The sequence below is a fragment of the Flavobacterium praedii genome (assembly GCF_026810365.1).
In the GTDB taxonomy this organism is placed as follows: Bacteria; Bacteroidota; Bacteroidia; order Flavobacteriales; family Flavobacteriaceae; genus Flavobacterium; species Flavobacterium praedii.
In genome coordinates this window covers 3,802,800-3,820,294 of the sequence record NZ_CP113948.1, presented here as the reverse complement: position 1 = coordinate 3,820,294, position 17,495 = coordinate 3,802,800, and the positions used below count along the sequence as shown (strand labels likewise).

7 protein-coding genes, 2 tRNA genes and 3 rRNA genes are annotated in these 17,495 nt (G+C 37.0%); 5 read left to right on the top strand and 7 right to left on the bottom strand.

Translation table 11 applies throughout. The features are described 5' to 3' along the window. Positions 1–37 precede the first annotated feature (37 nt). Positions 38–1,738 carry a gliding motility lipoprotein GldJ gene (gene gldJ, locus OYT91_RS16155; RefSeq protein WP_281238760.1) on the bottom strand — a complete coding sequence of 567 codons (1,701 nt, stop codon included), beginning with the start codon at positions 1,736–1,738 and terminating at the stop codon, positions 38–40. 216 nt (positions 1,739–1,954) lie between these two features. Between gldJ and porU the strand changes: the two genes are divergently transcribed. The 5 genes from porU to OYT91_RS16130 all read left to right on the top strand — a co-directional run bounded on the left by porU (position 1,955) and on the right by OYT91_RS16130 (position 10,468). Beyond that, positions 1,955–5,782, top strand: coding sequence for a type IX secretion system sortase PorU (gene porU / locus OYT91_RS16150; protein WP_281238759.1), 3,828 nt, complete (start codon positions 1,955–1,957; stop codon positions 5,780–5,782). A gap of 40 nt (positions 5,783–5,822) precedes the next feature. Further along, a complete protein-coding gene (gene porV, locus OYT91_RS16145; RefSeq protein WP_281238758.1) occupies positions 5,823–6,944 on the top strand; it encodes a type IX secretion system outer membrane channel protein PorV in 1,122 nt (373 codons plus the stop codon). A gap of 247 nt (positions 6,945–7,191) precedes the next feature. Next, a complete protein-coding gene (gene cdd / locus OYT91_RS16140; protein ID WP_269223905.1) occupies positions 7,192–7,674 on the top strand; it encodes a cytidine deaminase in 483 nt (160 codons plus the stop codon). 162 nt (positions 7,675–7,836) lie between these two features. After that, positions 7,837–8,835, top strand: a complete 999-nt coding sequence (pdhA, locus tag OYT91_RS16135) for a pyruvate dehydrogenase (acetyl-transferring) E1 component subunit alpha (RefSeq protein ID WP_269223906.1) — start codon at positions 7,837–7,839, stop codon at positions 8,833–8,835. Positions 8,836–8,842: 7 nt separating this feature from the next. Next, positions 8,843–10,468, top strand: coding sequence for a dihydrolipoamide acetyltransferase family protein (locus OYT91_RS16130; RefSeq protein ID WP_281238757.1), 1,626 nt, complete (start codon positions 8,843–8,845; stop codon positions 10,466–10,468). Positions 10,469–10,953: 485 nt separating this feature from the next. On the opposite strand, the gene OYT91_RS16125 is transcribed toward OYT91_RS16130, so the two are convergent. The 6 genes from OYT91_RS16125 to OYT91_RS16100 all read right to left on the bottom strand — a co-directional run bounded on the left by OYT91_RS16125 (position 10,954) and on the right by OYT91_RS16100 (position 17,355). Further along, positions 10,954–11,358 (bottom strand): T9SS type A sorting domain-containing protein, encoded by a 405-nt coding sequence (locus OYT91_RS16125; RefSeq protein WP_281238756.1) that lies wholly within the window; start codon positions 11,356–11,358, stop codon positions 10,954–10,956. Between the two features lie 660 nt (positions 11,359–12,018). Next, a 5S ribosomal RNA gene (gene rrf / locus OYT91_RS16120) occupies positions 12,019–12,128 on the bottom strand. Between the two features lie 148 nt (positions 12,129–12,276). Then, positions 12,277–15,164 (bottom strand): 23S ribosomal RNA (locus OYT91_RS16115). A 187-nt stretch (positions 15,165–15,351) separates the two neighbouring features. Continuing rightward, positions 15,352–15,425 (bottom strand) — tRNA-Ala (locus OYT91_RS16110). Between the two features lie 139 nt (positions 15,426–15,564). Then, positions 15,565–15,638 (bottom strand) — tRNA-Ile (locus OYT91_RS16105). A gap of 203 nt (positions 15,639–15,841) precedes the next feature. Further along, positions 15,842–17,355: ribosomal RNA gene (locus tag OYT91_RS16100) — 16S ribosomal RNA — on the bottom strand. The 16S, 23S and 5S rRNA genes sit together here with 2 tRNA genes alongside, the layout of an rRNA operon. Positions 17,356–17,495: the final 140 nt, after the last annotated feature.

The following is a 17,495-nucleotide window of genomic DNA, read 5'->3' as shown; positions in this document are numbered from 1 at the left end:
CTAATGAAAGGGCTTTTATTGATATTATGTATAAAAATTAATTTCTAGGTGATTTTTTTGTATTTGATTTTGAACCTACTCTAGACATTGCACATCTAAAACCGATGTAATCTGTTGCCATATCTTGAGGAAAAAATCTTCTTTGAGCTGGATCCAACCAATATGCTCTATCTCTCCAAGATCCACCTTTGTAAACACGTACTGCATCATTTATCAAAGTTGTTCTTTTGTTAGATTTATCATATTTTCTGTCCATTACGCCTAAACTGTCAATTTTTACATTGTGTTTAGGTGCATTATACATATTTTCTTTATCAGAAATCTTACCTTTATCGGCATCGGTTCCACCAAATTTATAATATTTACTAGATTGTTTATCACCATCTCTGTAATTAATATTATCGCTTGTACTAAAATTTTGTCTCAAATACGTTTCATTATCATCTACAGGTACTTGAGCAATTTCACCTGCTAGTCTTTTGGCGACCAGTTTTCCGTTGCTTAAAGTATCGTAAACAATAGTATTGTTGGTGATTACTTCGATTTTTCCGTCTTTACCAATTTTATTTTTAGTATAAACGTTACCTCTGAAATAGTTAAAGTCATTTGTTTCAACATCAACTATTGGTCTGTAAACATCTGCTACCCATTCCGCAACGTTTCCTGCCATATCATATAATCCAAAATCATTTGCTGGATATTTTTTCACTTCATTTGTAATATCAGCACCATCATCAGACCAACCTGCAATTCCACCGTAATCTCCGTTACCTTGTTTAAAGTTAGCCAATTGAAAACCTTTATTAGATCTTTTTCCAGAACGCGTATAACTTCCAGACCAAGGATATTTCTTTTGTCCTTTATATATGTTATATTCTCTTTGTCCTACATCAGCTGCAGCAGCATATTCCCATTCTGATTCAGTTGGAAGTCTGTATTCTGGCAACAAAATTCCTGATGATCTTTGTGCATAAACATTTTTCTCTTCAACAACTTTTCCATCTTTACCAGGTTTTGGCCCTTTCTTAGAAGCTCCTCTACCTTTTAAAAGAATTTCTTCACTACCACCGTAAGTCATTGTTGGTGCAGCTAAATAAGTTTCGGTATTGAAATTACTTTCAGCAGAAACATCCACCGATTTAGCATTCTTTTTCAAATAACCATTTTTTTCCAATACAGCCTCATTAACACGATCTGTTCTCCATTTACTAAATTCAACTGCCTGAACCCAATTTACCCCAACAACAGGATAATTTGCATAAGCAGGATGTCTTAAGTAATTATTGGTCATAGTTTCATTATATCCTAAGCGATTTCTCCAAACTAATGTGTCAGGCGAAGCACCTTCATAGATGTTTTTGTAATTAGCTTCTGTCGGTGGATACACTTTTTTTAACCATTCAAGATATTCTAAATACATCAGGTTGGTTACTTCAGTTTCATCCATATAAAAGGACATCACATGTTGTTGATTTGGAATGTTATTCCAGTCATGCATCACATCATCTTGAACAAGTCCTTTAGTGAAAGTTCCTCCTTCAACAAAAACCAACCCAGGTCCTGTCTCTTGTGTTTTATGAGCTGACCCTTTTGTAAAGCCGCCTTTAGAACTGCTTACATTCCAACCAGTACCTCTTGAAGCACTGTCGGTTTTAGATTTTTTGCTACAACTAGCGAATCCTAACATCAATGCCAGCAACAACATTACTTTTAGGGGGATAGTTTGATTTACTTTCATAGTTTCTAGTAGGTAATTATTATAATTTAGGTGGTGCAATGTAATAATTAAACATTAAATCGCAAAACCATTTTTAAATATAATTTTCTAACGATTTGTCAGATCTTATAAAAACGCAAAATTATATTTTTTATTACACAAAACAACAAAAAAGATATTTAATATTTTTTCTTTACTTTTAGCAAATATTTATGATTCAAATCGTTATCCTTTTCCATGAGAAATCTTGTATTTACCTTTATATTTTTACTACCCATAATAACTTTTTCACAAATAAATGGCAATGTATCAATCGAATGGCTTGACAACACAACATTACCTAATAATTCCAAAATCCAAACTCCAAGATTTAAAGGGAATAGCTACTTTCATGACACATATAAACAATTGATTTATCATAATTTTAACTTAAATTCATCGAACACATTAGACGAAAATAGCCTTCAAATAAGCAATATAATTTATGAATCCATTTCAATTTCTACTCTTAAAAATATAAATACCACTGAAATCCCTTTCTCAATAAACCCAACGATATATTCTTCAAAATCCAGAAATACTAGTCAAAATTTTTTAAGAATATCTCCTATAATCAAAGACAATACAGGATTCAAAAGAGTAAAATCATATTCATACAATATTAATCTTGGGGCTACAACAAAAAAAACAACCGTTTCAAACAAAAATATAATTAAAAATTCAGTTTTAGCCTCGGGAGAATGGTATCGCTTTTATATTGAAAAATCAGGAGTATATAAAATTTCTAAAGAATTTTTACAACAACTTGGAATTAACTTAAACGGCGTAGATCCAAAGAAAATCAAAGTCTACGGCAACGGAGGACGAATGCTTCCCCTTGCAAACGATGCTTTTTACCCTGATGATTTAACAGAAAATGCAATTCAAATCCAAGGTGAAAATGATGGTGTTTTCAATAAGGAAGATTATATTTTATTTTACGGTGAAGGCATTTCTAATTGGAACGAAGAAAGTCAAACTAGTGTTAATATTTATGATTCAAAGTCCTATTATTACATCAATATACAAGGGAATGATGGAAAAAGAATCACTGAAATATCACAGCCATCCGGCAGTAGCACCTTAAACCTAAACACATATGATGATTACCAATTTTATGAAGTTGATCTAAAAAACATAGCTCAAGTTGGCAGACAATGGGTTGGCGAATCTTTCGACATTAATCAGGACCAAGAATTTAGCTTTGATTTTCCAAATATTGACACTACAACTCCAGTAAATCTTTCGGTTTCTTTAGCCTCAGCGGCTTTTATCCCAACCTCATTTAAAGTTTCAGCTAATGGCGTTGATGTTGGTTCTATTTTGTTTTCTGCATTAAATACGAGTTCCGACATTCAGTATTTTAACGGAAAGCTTCCTAATAACACAAACTTTACAGCCCTACCAAATATTAAAATTAAATTATCTTACAACAATAATGGCATCCCTGGTTCAAAAGGTTTTCTAGATTACATTCGGCTAAAAGCAAAGTGCAAATTACAAGGATTCGGAAAACAATTCCCTTTTCAATATGACTTATCAAGTTCAAGTATTGGAATTATTTCTTATGATTTTTCTAATGCAGCTTCCATTTCACAAATTTGGGACGTGACAGACATCTATAATGCAACCAAATTTGACAACAATAATCAGAGTACTTTTTCATTCAAAGCTAATCTTGGAGAGTTGAAAAAATATGTCGCGATTGATCCAACAAATTATTACAACCCATTAAAAGAATCCAAATCAAGAATCGCAAATTCAAATATAAAAGGAACCGTTTTCAAAAATAATCAAGGACAATTTCAAGATGTTGACTATTTAATTATCACTCCAGATGTTCTGAAAACTCAAGCAGAAAAATTAGCAAATTTTCATAGAATTAATTCCAATTTAAATGTAAAAGTACTGACTCTTGAATCGATCTACCAAGAGTTTTCTTCTGGAAAACAAGATATAGCTGCCATACGCAACTGCATTAAATATGTATATAATAATGCGTCTTCATTAGACAAAAAAATACGCTACGTTAATCTTTTTGGGGACGCATCGTTCGATTACAAAAAAAGAATTACTAATAACACCAATATTGTACCTATATATGAATCATTAATTAGCAACACAATTGGAGAAGCCTCCTTTGCTTCGGATGATTTTTATGGTTTAATGGATGATTCCGAAGGAAATATTACAAGTTACTATGGTGGAATCGACATAGCCTGTGGAAGAATGTTAGTCAATAACTCTTTACAAGCAGACGAAATGGTTACTAAAATAACGGAATATTATGATGCTAAATCATACGGAAATTGGAGGAATCAATACATCACACTTGCAGATGATTCTGATAAAGATTCTGATAATTCTTTACAATCAAGACAAAATACACTAGCCGATGAAATTGAAACCCAAAAACCATTTTTAAATGTTTCTAAAATATTTTTAGATTCTTATACCCAAGAAGCTTCCGCTGGCGGAGAAAGATATCCAAAAGCAAAATCTGAATTTTATAATGAATTTGAAAAAGGGGCATTGGTTTTTAATTATTTAGGTCATGGAGGTGAAGACGGTTTATCAAGTGAACGAATCTGGGACAAAACGGATAGCCAAAGTCTAAACAATCAATTCAAATATCCCCTATTTATTACTATTACTTGTGAGTTTTCAAGATTTGACAATCCCAGTAGACCTACTGCTGGAGAATATATCTATTGGAATCCAAAAGGAGGTGCAATTTCATTAGTTTCTACTATTCGATCCATAGGACAATTTAGTGCCGAAAATTTCAATGATACTTTTGCCAAAAACTTATTATCATTTAATTCCAATCAGTATGTCTCTATAGCAGAAGCCTTAAGGGTTTCAAAAAATGAAAATCCCAATTCGGCAACTAATGTTGTACTCTATATTGGAGATCCAGCTATTTTTCTGGCTATTCCAAAACCAAAAATAGTAATAACCAAAATAAATGATATCCCTATAAATTCTAGTATTCCTGACTTTAAATCATTAGCAAAAATGAAAATATCAGGAGAAATTACAAATGAAAACAATATCCAAATATCTGATTATAATGGTATTTTGTCTACTATTTTGTTTGACAAAAAAATCACTAAAAGCACTTTAAATAACGATGGCTATAGCCCACCAATTAATTTTACCACTCTAGGAGAAGGTATCTTCAGAGGAAATGCAACTGTCACTAATGGCAAATTTGAATTCAGCTTTATTGTTCCAAAAGACATTAGGATTCCATTGGATAATGGAAAAATAAGTTTTTACGCCCAAAAAAACGGATCAAAGGAGGACATTACAGGATTTGACTCCAGTATAAAAATTGGTGGAGTAAATGAAAATGCCATTGCGGACAATAATAGTCCTAAAGTAAAGTTATATATGAATGATGAAACATTTGTATCTGGAGGTATTACAAATGAATCTCCTATATTTATCGCATACATGGAAGATGAAAGTGGAATCAACACTGCGGGTGGTATCGGTCATGATATTGTTGCCGTTTTAGATGGAAACGAGAGTAATCCTTTTATTTTGAATGATTATTATGAAACAAATTTAGATGACTACACAAAAGGAAATTTGCATTTTCCACTCCGAAATTTAAAAGCAGGTATACATACTCTTAGTTTTACTGTTTGGGACGTATATAACAATGCCACAACAACTGAAATGCAATTTGTAGTAGTTGGTAATGAATCGATAACACTTACAAATGTATTAAATTACCCAAATCCTTGTGTAAATCACACTGAGTTTTGGTTTACGCATAACAAACCAAATGAACCTTTAGAAGTTCAAGTTCAAGTATTAACAATTACAGGAAAAGTAGTCTGGACAAAAAATCAATCCATAACTACTTCCGGTTTTTTATCGAGAGATATTTCATGGGATACTAGAGATGATTTTGGAAATAAAATAGGAAAAGGTGTGTATATATACAAATTAATTGTAAAAGCAACCTTATCAAATAAAAAGGCAGAAAAAATTGAAAAACTTGTGATTCTTTAATAATATAGTATATTTACCCTGAATTAATTTTTATCAAATAATGAAAAAAGCGACTTTACTATTTACATTTTTATATACCTTTAATTTCATTAACGCTCAGAATTACAATACAACAACTGTTGCTGTTCCATTCCTGTTAGTTGCTGCAGATGCAAGAGCAGCTGGTATGGCAGATAATGGTGTGGCAACTTCAGCTGATACATTTTCTCAACAATGGAATCCTTCAAAATATGCATTTTCAACTGATCAACAAGGTTTTTCAGTAAGCTACACTCCTTATTTAACAGACCTAGTAAACGATATCTCATTAGCCCAATTAACCTATTATAATAAATTTAATGAAAAAAGTGCTTTTGCCGGTAGTTTACGCTATTTTGGTTTAGGCGATATTGAGTTAAGACAAGATTTTGATAGTGACGTTCGGAGAATATCTCCAAATGAATTTGCAATTGATTTATCCTACTCTTTGAAATTAAGTGAAAAATTTGCTATGGCAGTTGCGGGTCGTTTCATTAACTCTAATCTAAAATTTCCTGATGAGAACAACGATGCCTCATCAGCTAATAGTTTTGCAGTTGACGTTGCTGGTTTTTACCAATCTGAAGAAATTGCTTACAGCGATTTTAATGGAAGATGGAGAGGCGGTTTTAACTTTCAGAATATGGGCCCTAAAATCAGTTATGATAACAACCTAGTTAATTCTAATTTTTTACCTGCTAATGTGAAACTTGGTGGCGGTTTTGATTTTATTTTAGACGAATATAGTAAGATCGCCGTTAATTTAGAACTCAGTAAGTTATTAGTTCCTTCGAGAGACATAAATAACGATGGTGTAATCACAACAGAAGAATACCAAGAATACAAATCGATTAATTGGTTTTCGGGGATGTTTAAATCATTTGGAAACATAAAAGAAGTAACCTATTCACTTGGTTCAGAATATGTTTATCAAGATGCTTTTTCATTTAGAGCAGGTTATTTTTATGAAAACCCAGATTATGGTTCAAGAGAATATTTTTCTCTAGGAGCTGGATTCAAATACAGTACTGTTAAAATTGATGTTTCTTATTTATTTTCAACATCTAAAATCCAAAATCCATTAGAAAACACACTCCGTTTCTCTTTAACTTTTAACTTTGGTGAAAAATTTGAAATTTATTAATCCTCAATAAAAAATAACACAACTAAGATCCAAGCTTCAAAATTTTGAAATTGGATTTTTTTGTTTTTATCTAAAATATAAAGATTCATCACAAAAGAGTATCTCTAAAATTTATTAAAAATAATATTTCAAAAAAACTCCAACTAATAAGGTTTCAACTTATGAAATCGCCTTAAAAGAAGTTGTCGCAAACACAAATATAGATCTGGTAATACCATATTCCTTTAAAAAAAAATATTATCCACTTATGAAAGAAATAATAGCAACATCTAAAATTAGTGTCTTTGAAGATATCAAAGAATTAACAGATACCGAACAAGATTTAATGTTAAGAGCTATTGAAGTAAGAAAAAACGCATATGCACCTTATTCTAAATTTAGGGTTGGGGCGGCCATACTTTTAGATAACGGTGAAATTGTTGTTGGTTCCAATCAAGAAAATGCGGCCTATCCCTCAGGATTATGTGCTGAGAGAGTTGCTGTTTTTTATGCTGGAGCAATTTTTCCTAAGGCAAAAATATTAAAAATGGCAATTACTGCTGCTTCAGACCTAAAAAAGACTATCACAGCTGTACCGCCATGTGGAGCTTGTAGACAATCTATTGCTGAATACGAAGTAAAACAAAACACACCAATCGCAATATTTTTTATGGGGGAAAGTGGTCCAATTCACCATTCCACATCACTTAAAAATTTACTCCCTTTTATGTTTGAAACAAATTTGCTTTAAAAATAAAATAAAAATTAACATATAAATTTTAGTTCTTAGTAGGAATGTCTTATTTTTGCATCCCAACTGCTTCGGGGCGCAAATTTGTGGTGAGGATACTATTTTGCGTTACTAAGCTCTAATTGATAATACAATAACACTTAAGCAAAAGAATTAATTCAGATGAAAGAAGTTACAAAAGAAGTTTATTTAAAGTGGTACGAAGACATGCTTCTTTGGAGAAAGTTTGAAGACAAGCTTGCAGCATTGTACATTCAACAAAAAGTTAGAGGTTTTCTTCACTTATATAATGGTCAAGAGGCTGTATTAGCAGGAGCTTTACACGCTATGGATTTGACAAAAGACAAAATGATTACTGCATACAGGAATCATGTTCAACCAATAGGAATGGGAGTTGATCCTAGACGTATTATGGCAGAACTTATGGGGAAAGCAACTGGAACATCAAAAGGAATGGGTGGATCAATGCATATTTTTTCCAAAGAACACCGCTTTTATGGAGGTCATGGAATTGTAGGAGGGCAAATTCCTTTAGGAGCTGGTCTTGCATTTGGAGACAAATATAACGGAACAGGTGGAGTAACTATGACTTATTTCGGAGACGGAGCAGCTCGCCAAGGATCGCTACACGAAGCTTTTAATATGGCTATGTTATGGAAACTTCCAGTAGTTTTTATTGTAGAAAACAATGGATATGCCATGGGAACTTCTGTAGAAAGAACAGCAAATCATACCGATATCTGGAAACTTGGTTTAGGATACGAAATGCCATGTGGACCAGTTGATGGGATGAATCCTGTAAAAGTTGCCGAAGCAATGACTGAGGCTATAGAAAGAGCAAGACGAGGAGACGGACCAACATTCCTTGAAATGAAAACATACCGTTACAGAGGACATTCCATGTCAGATGCACAGTTGTATCGCTCTAAAGACGAAGTTGAAGAATATAAAAAAATAGATCCAATTACTCAAATTCTAGATGTGATTTTAGATCAAAAATATGCTACAGAAGACGAAATTGAAATTATAGATCAAAGAGTAAAAGATCTAGTTGAAGAATGTGTTCAATTTGCAGAAGAATCTCCTTATCCAGAAATTCAACAATTATACGATGTAGTATACGATCAAGAAAACTATCCATTCACACCTCATAAATTATAAATCAATTATGGCAACAATTATAACAATGCCGCGCTTGAGCGATACTATGACTGAAGGAACGGTAGCAGCTTGGCTTAAAAAAGTAGGAGATAAAATAAGCGAAGGTGATATCCTAGCTGAAATTGAAACTGATAAAGCAACAATGGAATTTGAATCCTTCAATGAAGGAACTCTTTTATATATTGGAATCCCAGAAGGAGAAACTGCACCTGTAGACTCTTTATTAGCAATAATCGGAAACGAAGGTGAAGATGTTTCGGCTTTAATAGCTGGAGGTTCAGCAGCACCAACTGCAACAGAATCTGCAACAGCTCCTACTGAAACAAAAACAGCAGAAGTAACCACACAAGCTCCTGTAGCAACCTTACCAAAAGGTGTTATCGTAGTAACAATGCCTCGCTTGAGTGATACGATGACCGAAGGAACAGTAGCTTCTTGGTTAAAGAAAGTAGGAGACAACATTGTTGAAGGCGATATTCTGGCAGAAATTGAAACCGATAAAGCAACAATGGAATTCGAATCTTTCAACGAAGGAACTTTATTGTATATTGGAATTCAAGAAGGAAGCACCGCTCCAGTTGATAGCCTTTTAGCTATCATAGGACCAGCAGGAACAGACATTAGCGGAATAGCCGAAAACTATAAAGTTGGCGGAGCTGCTCCAACAGCGACAACAGTAAAAGAAGAAGTTAAAACTACTCCATCAGAATCTGCAGAACCAATTGAAACAGTAAGTGATGGAAAAAGAATTTTAGCTTCTCCATTAGCTAAAAAAATAGCAAGTGACAAAGGAATTCAATTAACACAAGTAAAAGGATCAGGAGAAAATGGTCGTATTGTAAAAAGTGATATTGAGAACTTCACCCCTACAACGACAGCGGTACCAACTGCAACTAAAACCCCTGAAGCCGTAAAAACCGAAACGACAAAGTTATTCGTACCCGCAGGTGAAGTTTTTACAGAAGAAATAAAAAATTCGCAAATGCGTAAAATCATTGCGAAGCGTTTGGCTGAATCATTATTTACAGCACCACATTACAATCTTGTAATCGAAGTAACAATGGACGAAGCAATGCAATCAAGAGCTGTAATCAATAGCGTACCAGATACAAAAGTATCTTTCAACGACATGGTAATTAAAGCTTGTGCATTAGCATTGAAAAAGCACCCAAAAATCAACTCACAATGGAAAGAAGATGCTATCATCATCAATCACCATGTAAATGTGGGTGTTGCTGTAGCTGTAGAAGACGGATTAGTAGTTCCTGTACTAAGATTTACAGACGCCATGAGTTTATCACAAATTGGAGCAAGTGTTAGAGATCTTGCTGGTAGAGCAAAAAACAAAAAATTATTACCAACTGAAATGGAAGGAAGTACTTTCACTGTTTCTAACCTTGGTATGTTTGGCATAACAGAATTTAATTCTATTATAAACCAACCAAACTCCGCTATTTTATCTGTTGGAGCTATTGTAGAAAAACCAGTAGTGAAAAATGGACAGATTGTAGTTGGGAACACTATGATGCTATCATTGGCATGTGACCACCGCACTATCGATGGTGCAACAGGTGCTCAATTTTTACAAACATTAAAACAATATATCGAAAATCCAGTTACAATGCTGGCATAATAGATTAAATTGAATATAACTATATCCCGTCTAGCTTTACCTAGACGGGATTTTTTTTTAATAATTAGTTTTAATATAAAGTAATCTAAGAAGTATATCAAACTAAAATTAATACAACAAAATTTCACTTTATTTTGCCATCTGAAAAACAAAATAAAATACTTTAAAACCTTTTCTTAACGCTAAAAATAAAATTAATAAAATTAAAAATTTGGGCATGTCCTTGTTGCAGATCATTTTGGGCAAATAACATCATTTTTCAAGCAACAAGGTCGGGCTGTCCATTGTATTCCCGATTAACAAAAACTACGGCAAAAAGCCTTGTTTTTCTAAATCGGGAGATGCCATTTCCATCCCTCATGCAAATTAGTTTTCACAACCTTTTTATTGGTTTTAAAGGAAATATACTAAAACAAAAAACAGCTCCATATAAGAGCTGTTTTTCATAAATTCGAAGTAAATAATGTTCTTAACGTATGACTTTATTAATTCAAAGTTACTACATTTTGATTTTTCATTTTTAGATTACCTTTATACACTTCTGCAATAGCTTTTCTAGATAATGAAGGCACATCTTTTGAGATCACAATCTCGTGTGTTACTTTTTTTAAGTTTGTTTCCACTTCCAAAAAATAAACACCATCAGGAAATTCCTCAAGACTATAGGTTTTCATAATACCAGCTTTACCGGTAGCAACCTCAGAATAAATTTCGTTATGCAATTTATCATATATAGTTACATTTGCTTGCTGAATCTCATTTACCGAAAAACTAATTTCTTTTCCTGTTCCTTTTTTTACATTTAGTAAAAAATCACCATCAATTGCGTAAGTATTCATGGTAGTCATTGCTACTAATACTACTAGACTTAATTTTAAAATCGATTTCATAATACTGTTGTTTTAAATTAGTAATTATTTCCACTGCTAAAGTAGCAGGATAATTCAGTTCAAAACACAACTCCATTTTCCAATACAGGTGTTATATTAACCTTACGAAAACGATATCTGACCACTTAAGATAATTGAGTACTATTCTAAGGTAATTTAGAACACACTATATATTTTTATTTTATAAAAAATAAGAAAAAAAAGTATCACAAAATCTTAACGTTTCTCACTCCTTTTTCTGCGTAAATCTGCAAAATCTAATTGAAAACAAAATTAGTAATTTCACGATATTATAGAATATCACTTTATCCCCAGGTTTAACTTTTAATTACCAGTCAATTTTAAACTATTTTGATAATAGAAGCACATACTTCGGCAGAATCTTTCAATGCTAAAATAAAAGCTTTTAGATCACAATTTAGAGGTGTTAGAAATATAGAATATTTCCTCTTTAGACTAACAAATATTTATGCTTAATTTTTACGCCTCCACAGGTTTTTGACTTGATCCAATATCACTTTATTCGGTAACCCGCTTCCATCACTCACGCGTGCACAACAACTTTAAAAATGTAATCTTCTCACACGAATATTTTACTAAATTTTAAAACTTTTTGTAAAACAAAAAACCCTTCATCGATTGATGAAGGGTTTTTAAAAAGAAAGGCGACGACATACTCTCCCACATAACTGCAGTACCATCTGCGCAGGCGGGCTTAACTACTCTGTTCGGGATGGGAAGAGGTGAGCCCCGCCGCAATAACCACCTTAAGAGGTTACAATTGCTTTGGGCAATCATCTATAATTAACAATTGATAATTCACAATTCATAATTATAGTAATATCTTAACATACTGAGATAAAGAATATAAAAAGTATTAGAAAGTTTCTTCTCCCGACCGGAGTCGGGAGAAAAGGTGTACATAAGCTTACGGGTTATTAGTACTACTCGACTATGACATTACTGCCTTTACATCTATAGCCTATCAACGTGGTCATCTCCCACGACCCTTAAAAGAAATCTCATCTTGTGGTGGGTTTCGCGCTTATATGCTTTCAGCGCTTATCCCTTCCAAACGTAGCTACTCTGCGATGCTCCTGGCGGAACAACAGATACACTAGAGGTTTGTCCAATTCGGTCCTCTCGTACTAGAATCAGATCCACTCAAATTTCTTGCGCCCACAGTAGATAGAGACCGAACTGTCTCACGACGTTCTGAACCCAGCTCGCGTGCCACTTTAATGGGCGAACAGCCCAACCCTTGGGACCTTCTCCAGCCCCAGGATGTGACGAGCCGACATCGAGGTGCCAAACCCCCCGTCGATATGAGCTCTTGGGGGAGATCAGCCTGTTATCCCCGGCGTACCTTTTATCCTTTGAGCGATGGCCCTTCCATGCGGAACCACCGGATCACTATGCTCTACTTTCGTACCTGATCGACCTGTATGTCTCTCAGTCAAGCTCCCTTATGCCATTGCACTCTACGCACGGTTACCAAGCGTACTGAGGGAACCTTTAGAAGCCTCCGTTACTCTTTTGGAGGCGACCACCCCAGTCAAACTACCCACCAAGCAATGTCCCCCGCAATCGCGGGGTTAGGCCTCAGATAAACAAAGGGTTGTATTTCAACAATGACTCCACAACGCCTAGCGACGCCACTTCACAGTCTCCAACCTATCCTACACATCATTTATCCAAGGTCAATACTAAGCTATAGTAAAGGTGCACAGGGTCTTTTCGTCCCACTGCGGGTAAACGGCATCTTCACCGTTACTACAATTTCACCGAGCTCATGGCTGAGACAGTGTCCAGATCGTTACACCATTCGTGCAGGTCGGAACTTACCCGACAAGGAATTTCGCTACCTTAGGACCGTTATAGTTACGGCCGCCGTTTACTGGGGCTTCATTTCAATGCTTCTGATTGCTCATAACATCTCCACTTAACCTTCCAGCACCGGGCAGGTGTCAGGCCCTATACTTCATCTTACGATTTTGCAGAGCCCTGTGTTTTTGATAAACAGTCGCCTGGACCTCTTCACTGCGGCCTCTGATCACTCAGAGGCGACCCTTCTCCCGAAGTTACGGGTCTATTTTGCCTAATTCCTTAGCCATGAATCTCTCGAGCACCTTAGGATTCTCTCCTCGACTACCTGTGTCGGTTTGCGGTACGGGTACTTATAATCTGAAGTTTAGAGGTTTTTCTTGGAAGCCCTTAGGTGTACTATCTCTTTGTCCGAAGACTCCGAGTACTATCGTATTTCCCCAAGCCGCGTGGATTTGCCTGCGCAGCCTATAGGTAGGTACTTCAACGAACTATTCCGTCAGTTCGCGACACTTTCATCACTCCGTCACCCCATCACAATTATAACTAGTACGGGAATATTAACCCGTTGTCCATCGACTGTCCCTTTCGGGTTCGCCTTAGGTCCCGACTAACCCACAGCTGATTAGCATAGCTGTGGAAACCTTAGTCTTTCGGTGTGCGGGTTTCTCGCCCGCATTATCGTTACTTATGCCTACATTTTCTTTTCCAGCCGGTCCAGCATACCTTACGATACACCTTCAACCCTGCTGGAATGCTCCCCTACCACTTAGAGTAAACTCTAAATCCATAGCTTCGGTAATATGTTTATGCCCGATTATTATCCATGCTCGTCCGCTCGACTAGTGAGCTGTTACGCACTCTTTAAATGAATGGCTGCTTCCAAGCCAACATCCTAGCTGTCTGGGCAGACAAACCTCGTTCTTTCAACTTAACATATATTTGGGGACCTTAGCTGATGGTCTGGGTTCTTTCCCTCTCGGACTTGGACCTTAGCACCCAAGCCCTCACTGCACGGAAACATTATATAGCATTCGGAGTTTGTCAGGAATTGGTAGGCGGTGAAGCCCCCGCATCCAATCAGTAGCTCTACCTCTATATAACTTTGCGCCGTGCGCTGCACCTAAATGCATTTCGGGGAGTACGAGCTATTTCCGAGTTTGATTGGCCTTTCACCCCTACCCACAGGTCATCCGAAGACTTTTCAACGTCAACCGGTTCGGACCTCCACACTGTGTTACCAGCGCTTCATCCTGCCCATGGGTAGATCACACGGTTTCGCGTCTAACACTACTGACTAAAGCGCCCTATTCAGACTCGCTTTCGCTACGGATCCGTGGCTTAACCACTTATCCTTGCCAGCAACGTTAACTCGTAGGCTCATTATGCAAAAGGCACGCCGTCACCCCACGAAAGGGCTCCGACCGCTTGTAAGCGTATGGTTTCAGGATCTATTTCACTCCGTTATTCACGGTTCTTTTCACCTTTCCCTCACGGTACTGGTTCACTATCGGTCTCTCAGGAGTATTTAGCCTTAGCGGATGGTCCCGCCAAATTCAGACAGGGTTTCACGTGCCCCGCCCTACTCAGGATACCACTATCTATTACACTTATTACTTATACGAGGCTATCACTCTCTACGGCTCTACTTTCCAGTAGATTCTAATTCTTTGTGCATAAAATATCGTGGTCCTACAACCCCAACATTGCCGTAACAACATTGGTTTGGGCTAATCCGCGTTCGCTCGCCACTACTTACGGAATCACTTTTGTTTTCTTCTCCTCCGCCTACTTAGATGTTTCAGTTCAGCGGGTTTGCCCACCTATCGGTGTACTATGTCTTCAACATAGTGGGTTGCCCCATTCAGGTATTTACGGATCAATGCATGTGTGCTGCTCCCCGTAACTTTTCGCAGCTTATCACGCCTTTCATCGCCTCTGAGAGCCAAGGCATCCCCCATACGCCCTTATTTTGCTTATTGTACCAACATTCATTTAAGAATGCCGTTTTGTTTCGTTCTCTCTAATAAATTAAAGAAAACTGCTTTCTACTTTTTATTATTTCTTATCTCAATATGTCAATGAACTTTTTTCTAAGTGAGTCGTTTTTAGTGAGTAGTGATTAGCCTAAACTAATTACCATTCACTCTTTACTATTCACTACAATAGTGGAGAATAACGGAGTCGAACCGTTGACCTCCTGCGTGCAAGGCAGGCGCTCTAGCCAGCTGAGCTAATCCCCCAATTTAATTATGAATTGTGAATTATGAATTATGAATTGCTGTAATTCGTAATCTTTCAACCCTAGAATTTCCTTTCAATCTGTCTCTATGAACGTCTTTTCAATTTATAATTATCAATTTACAATTAATAATTATTTTGTTGTCTCGGACAGACTCGAACTGTCGACCCCTACATTATCAGTGTAGTACTCTAACCAGCTGAGCTACGAGACACTCTTTTTTCTTTGATTTAAAGATTAAATGATTTAAAGATTGAACCATTCTTGCGAATTTTTAATCTTTAAAATTTTAAAATTTTAAATCTTTCAATTATTTTTTTAAATTAACAGCAAGAGTAATATAACCTTAAATCTGTAACCAATAGTCTCTTCGTCTTCTTTCTTTAGCGTGTCTTTCAACTAACACTAAAGCTCTAGAAAGGAGGTGTTCCAGCCGCACCTTCCGGTACGGCTACCTTGTTACGACTTAGCCCTAGTTACCAGTTTTACCCTAGGCAGCTCCTTGCGGTCACCGACTTCAGGCACCCCCAGCTTCCATGGCTTGACGGGCGGTGTGTACAAGGCCCGGGAACGTATTCACCGGATCATGGCTGATATCCGATTACTAGCGATTCCAGCTTCACGGAGTCGAGTTGCAGACTCCGATCCGAACTGTGACCGGTTTTGTAGATTCGCTCCTGGTCACCCAGTGGCTGCTCTCTGTACCGGCCATTGTAGCACGTGTGTAGCCCAAGGCGTAAGGGCCGTGATGATTTGACGTCATCCCCACCTTCCTCACAGTTTGCACTGGCAGTCTCGTTAGAGTTCCCGACATGACTCGCTGGCAACTAACAACAGGGGTTGCGCTCGTTATAGGACTTAACCTGACACCTCACGGCACGAGCTGACGACAACCATGCAGCACCTTGTAAATTGTCTTGCGAAAAAACTGTTTCCAGTCCGGTCAATCTACATTTAAGCCTTGGTAAGGTTCCTCGCGTATCATCGAATTAAACCACATGCTCCACCGCTTGTGCGGGCCCCCGTCAATTCCTTTGAGTTTCATTCTTGCGAACGTACTCCCCAGGTGGGATACTTATCACTTTCGCTTAGCCACTGAGATCGCTCCCAACAGCTAGTATCCATCGTTTACGGCGTGGACTACCAGGGTATCTAATCCTGTTCGCTACCCACGCTTTCGTCCATCAGCGTCAATCCATTAGTAGTAACCTGCCTTCGCAATTGGTATTCCATGTAATCTCTAAGCATTTCACCGCTACACTACATATTCTAGTTACTTCCTAATAATTCAAGTCTAGCAGTATCAATGGCCGTTCCACCGTTGAGCGATGGGCTTTCACCACTGACTTACTAAACCGCCTACGGACCCTTTAAACCCAATGATTCCGGATAACGCTTGGATCCTCCGTATTACCGCGGCTGCTGGCACGGAGTTAGCCGATCCTTATTCTCACAGTACCGTCAAGACATTACACGTAATGTTGTTTCTTCCTGTGCAAAAGCAGTTTACAATCCATAGGACCGTCATCCTGCACGCGGCATGGCTGGATCAGGCTTGCGCCCATTGTCCAATATTCCTCACTGCTGCCTCCCGTAGGAGTCTGGTCCGTGTCTCAGTACCAGTGTGGGGGATCTCCCTCTCAGGACCCCTACCCATCGTAGCCATGGTAAGCCGTTACCTTACCATCTAGCTAATGGGACGCATGCTCATCTTTCACCGTTGTGACTTTAATAGTGGTTTCATGCGAAACTGCTATACTATGAGGTATTAATCCAAATTTCTCTGGGCTATCCCTCTGTGAAAGGTAGATTGCATACGCGTTACGCACCCGTGCGCCGGTCTCTTGGTCCGAAAACCAATACCCCTCGACTTGCATGTGTTAAGCCTGCCGCTAGCGTTCATCCTGAGCCAGGATCAAACTCTTCATCGTATATTGTGCGCTTAATGAATTAAGCTATTATTATGCGACTCCAATTCTAGTGGTCTATTCTCAAATCTTTCGATTCTATTACTCTTATTCTTTTGTTCTAACATCTCTGTTAAAACGGCTGTCAATTCAATATGTCTAGG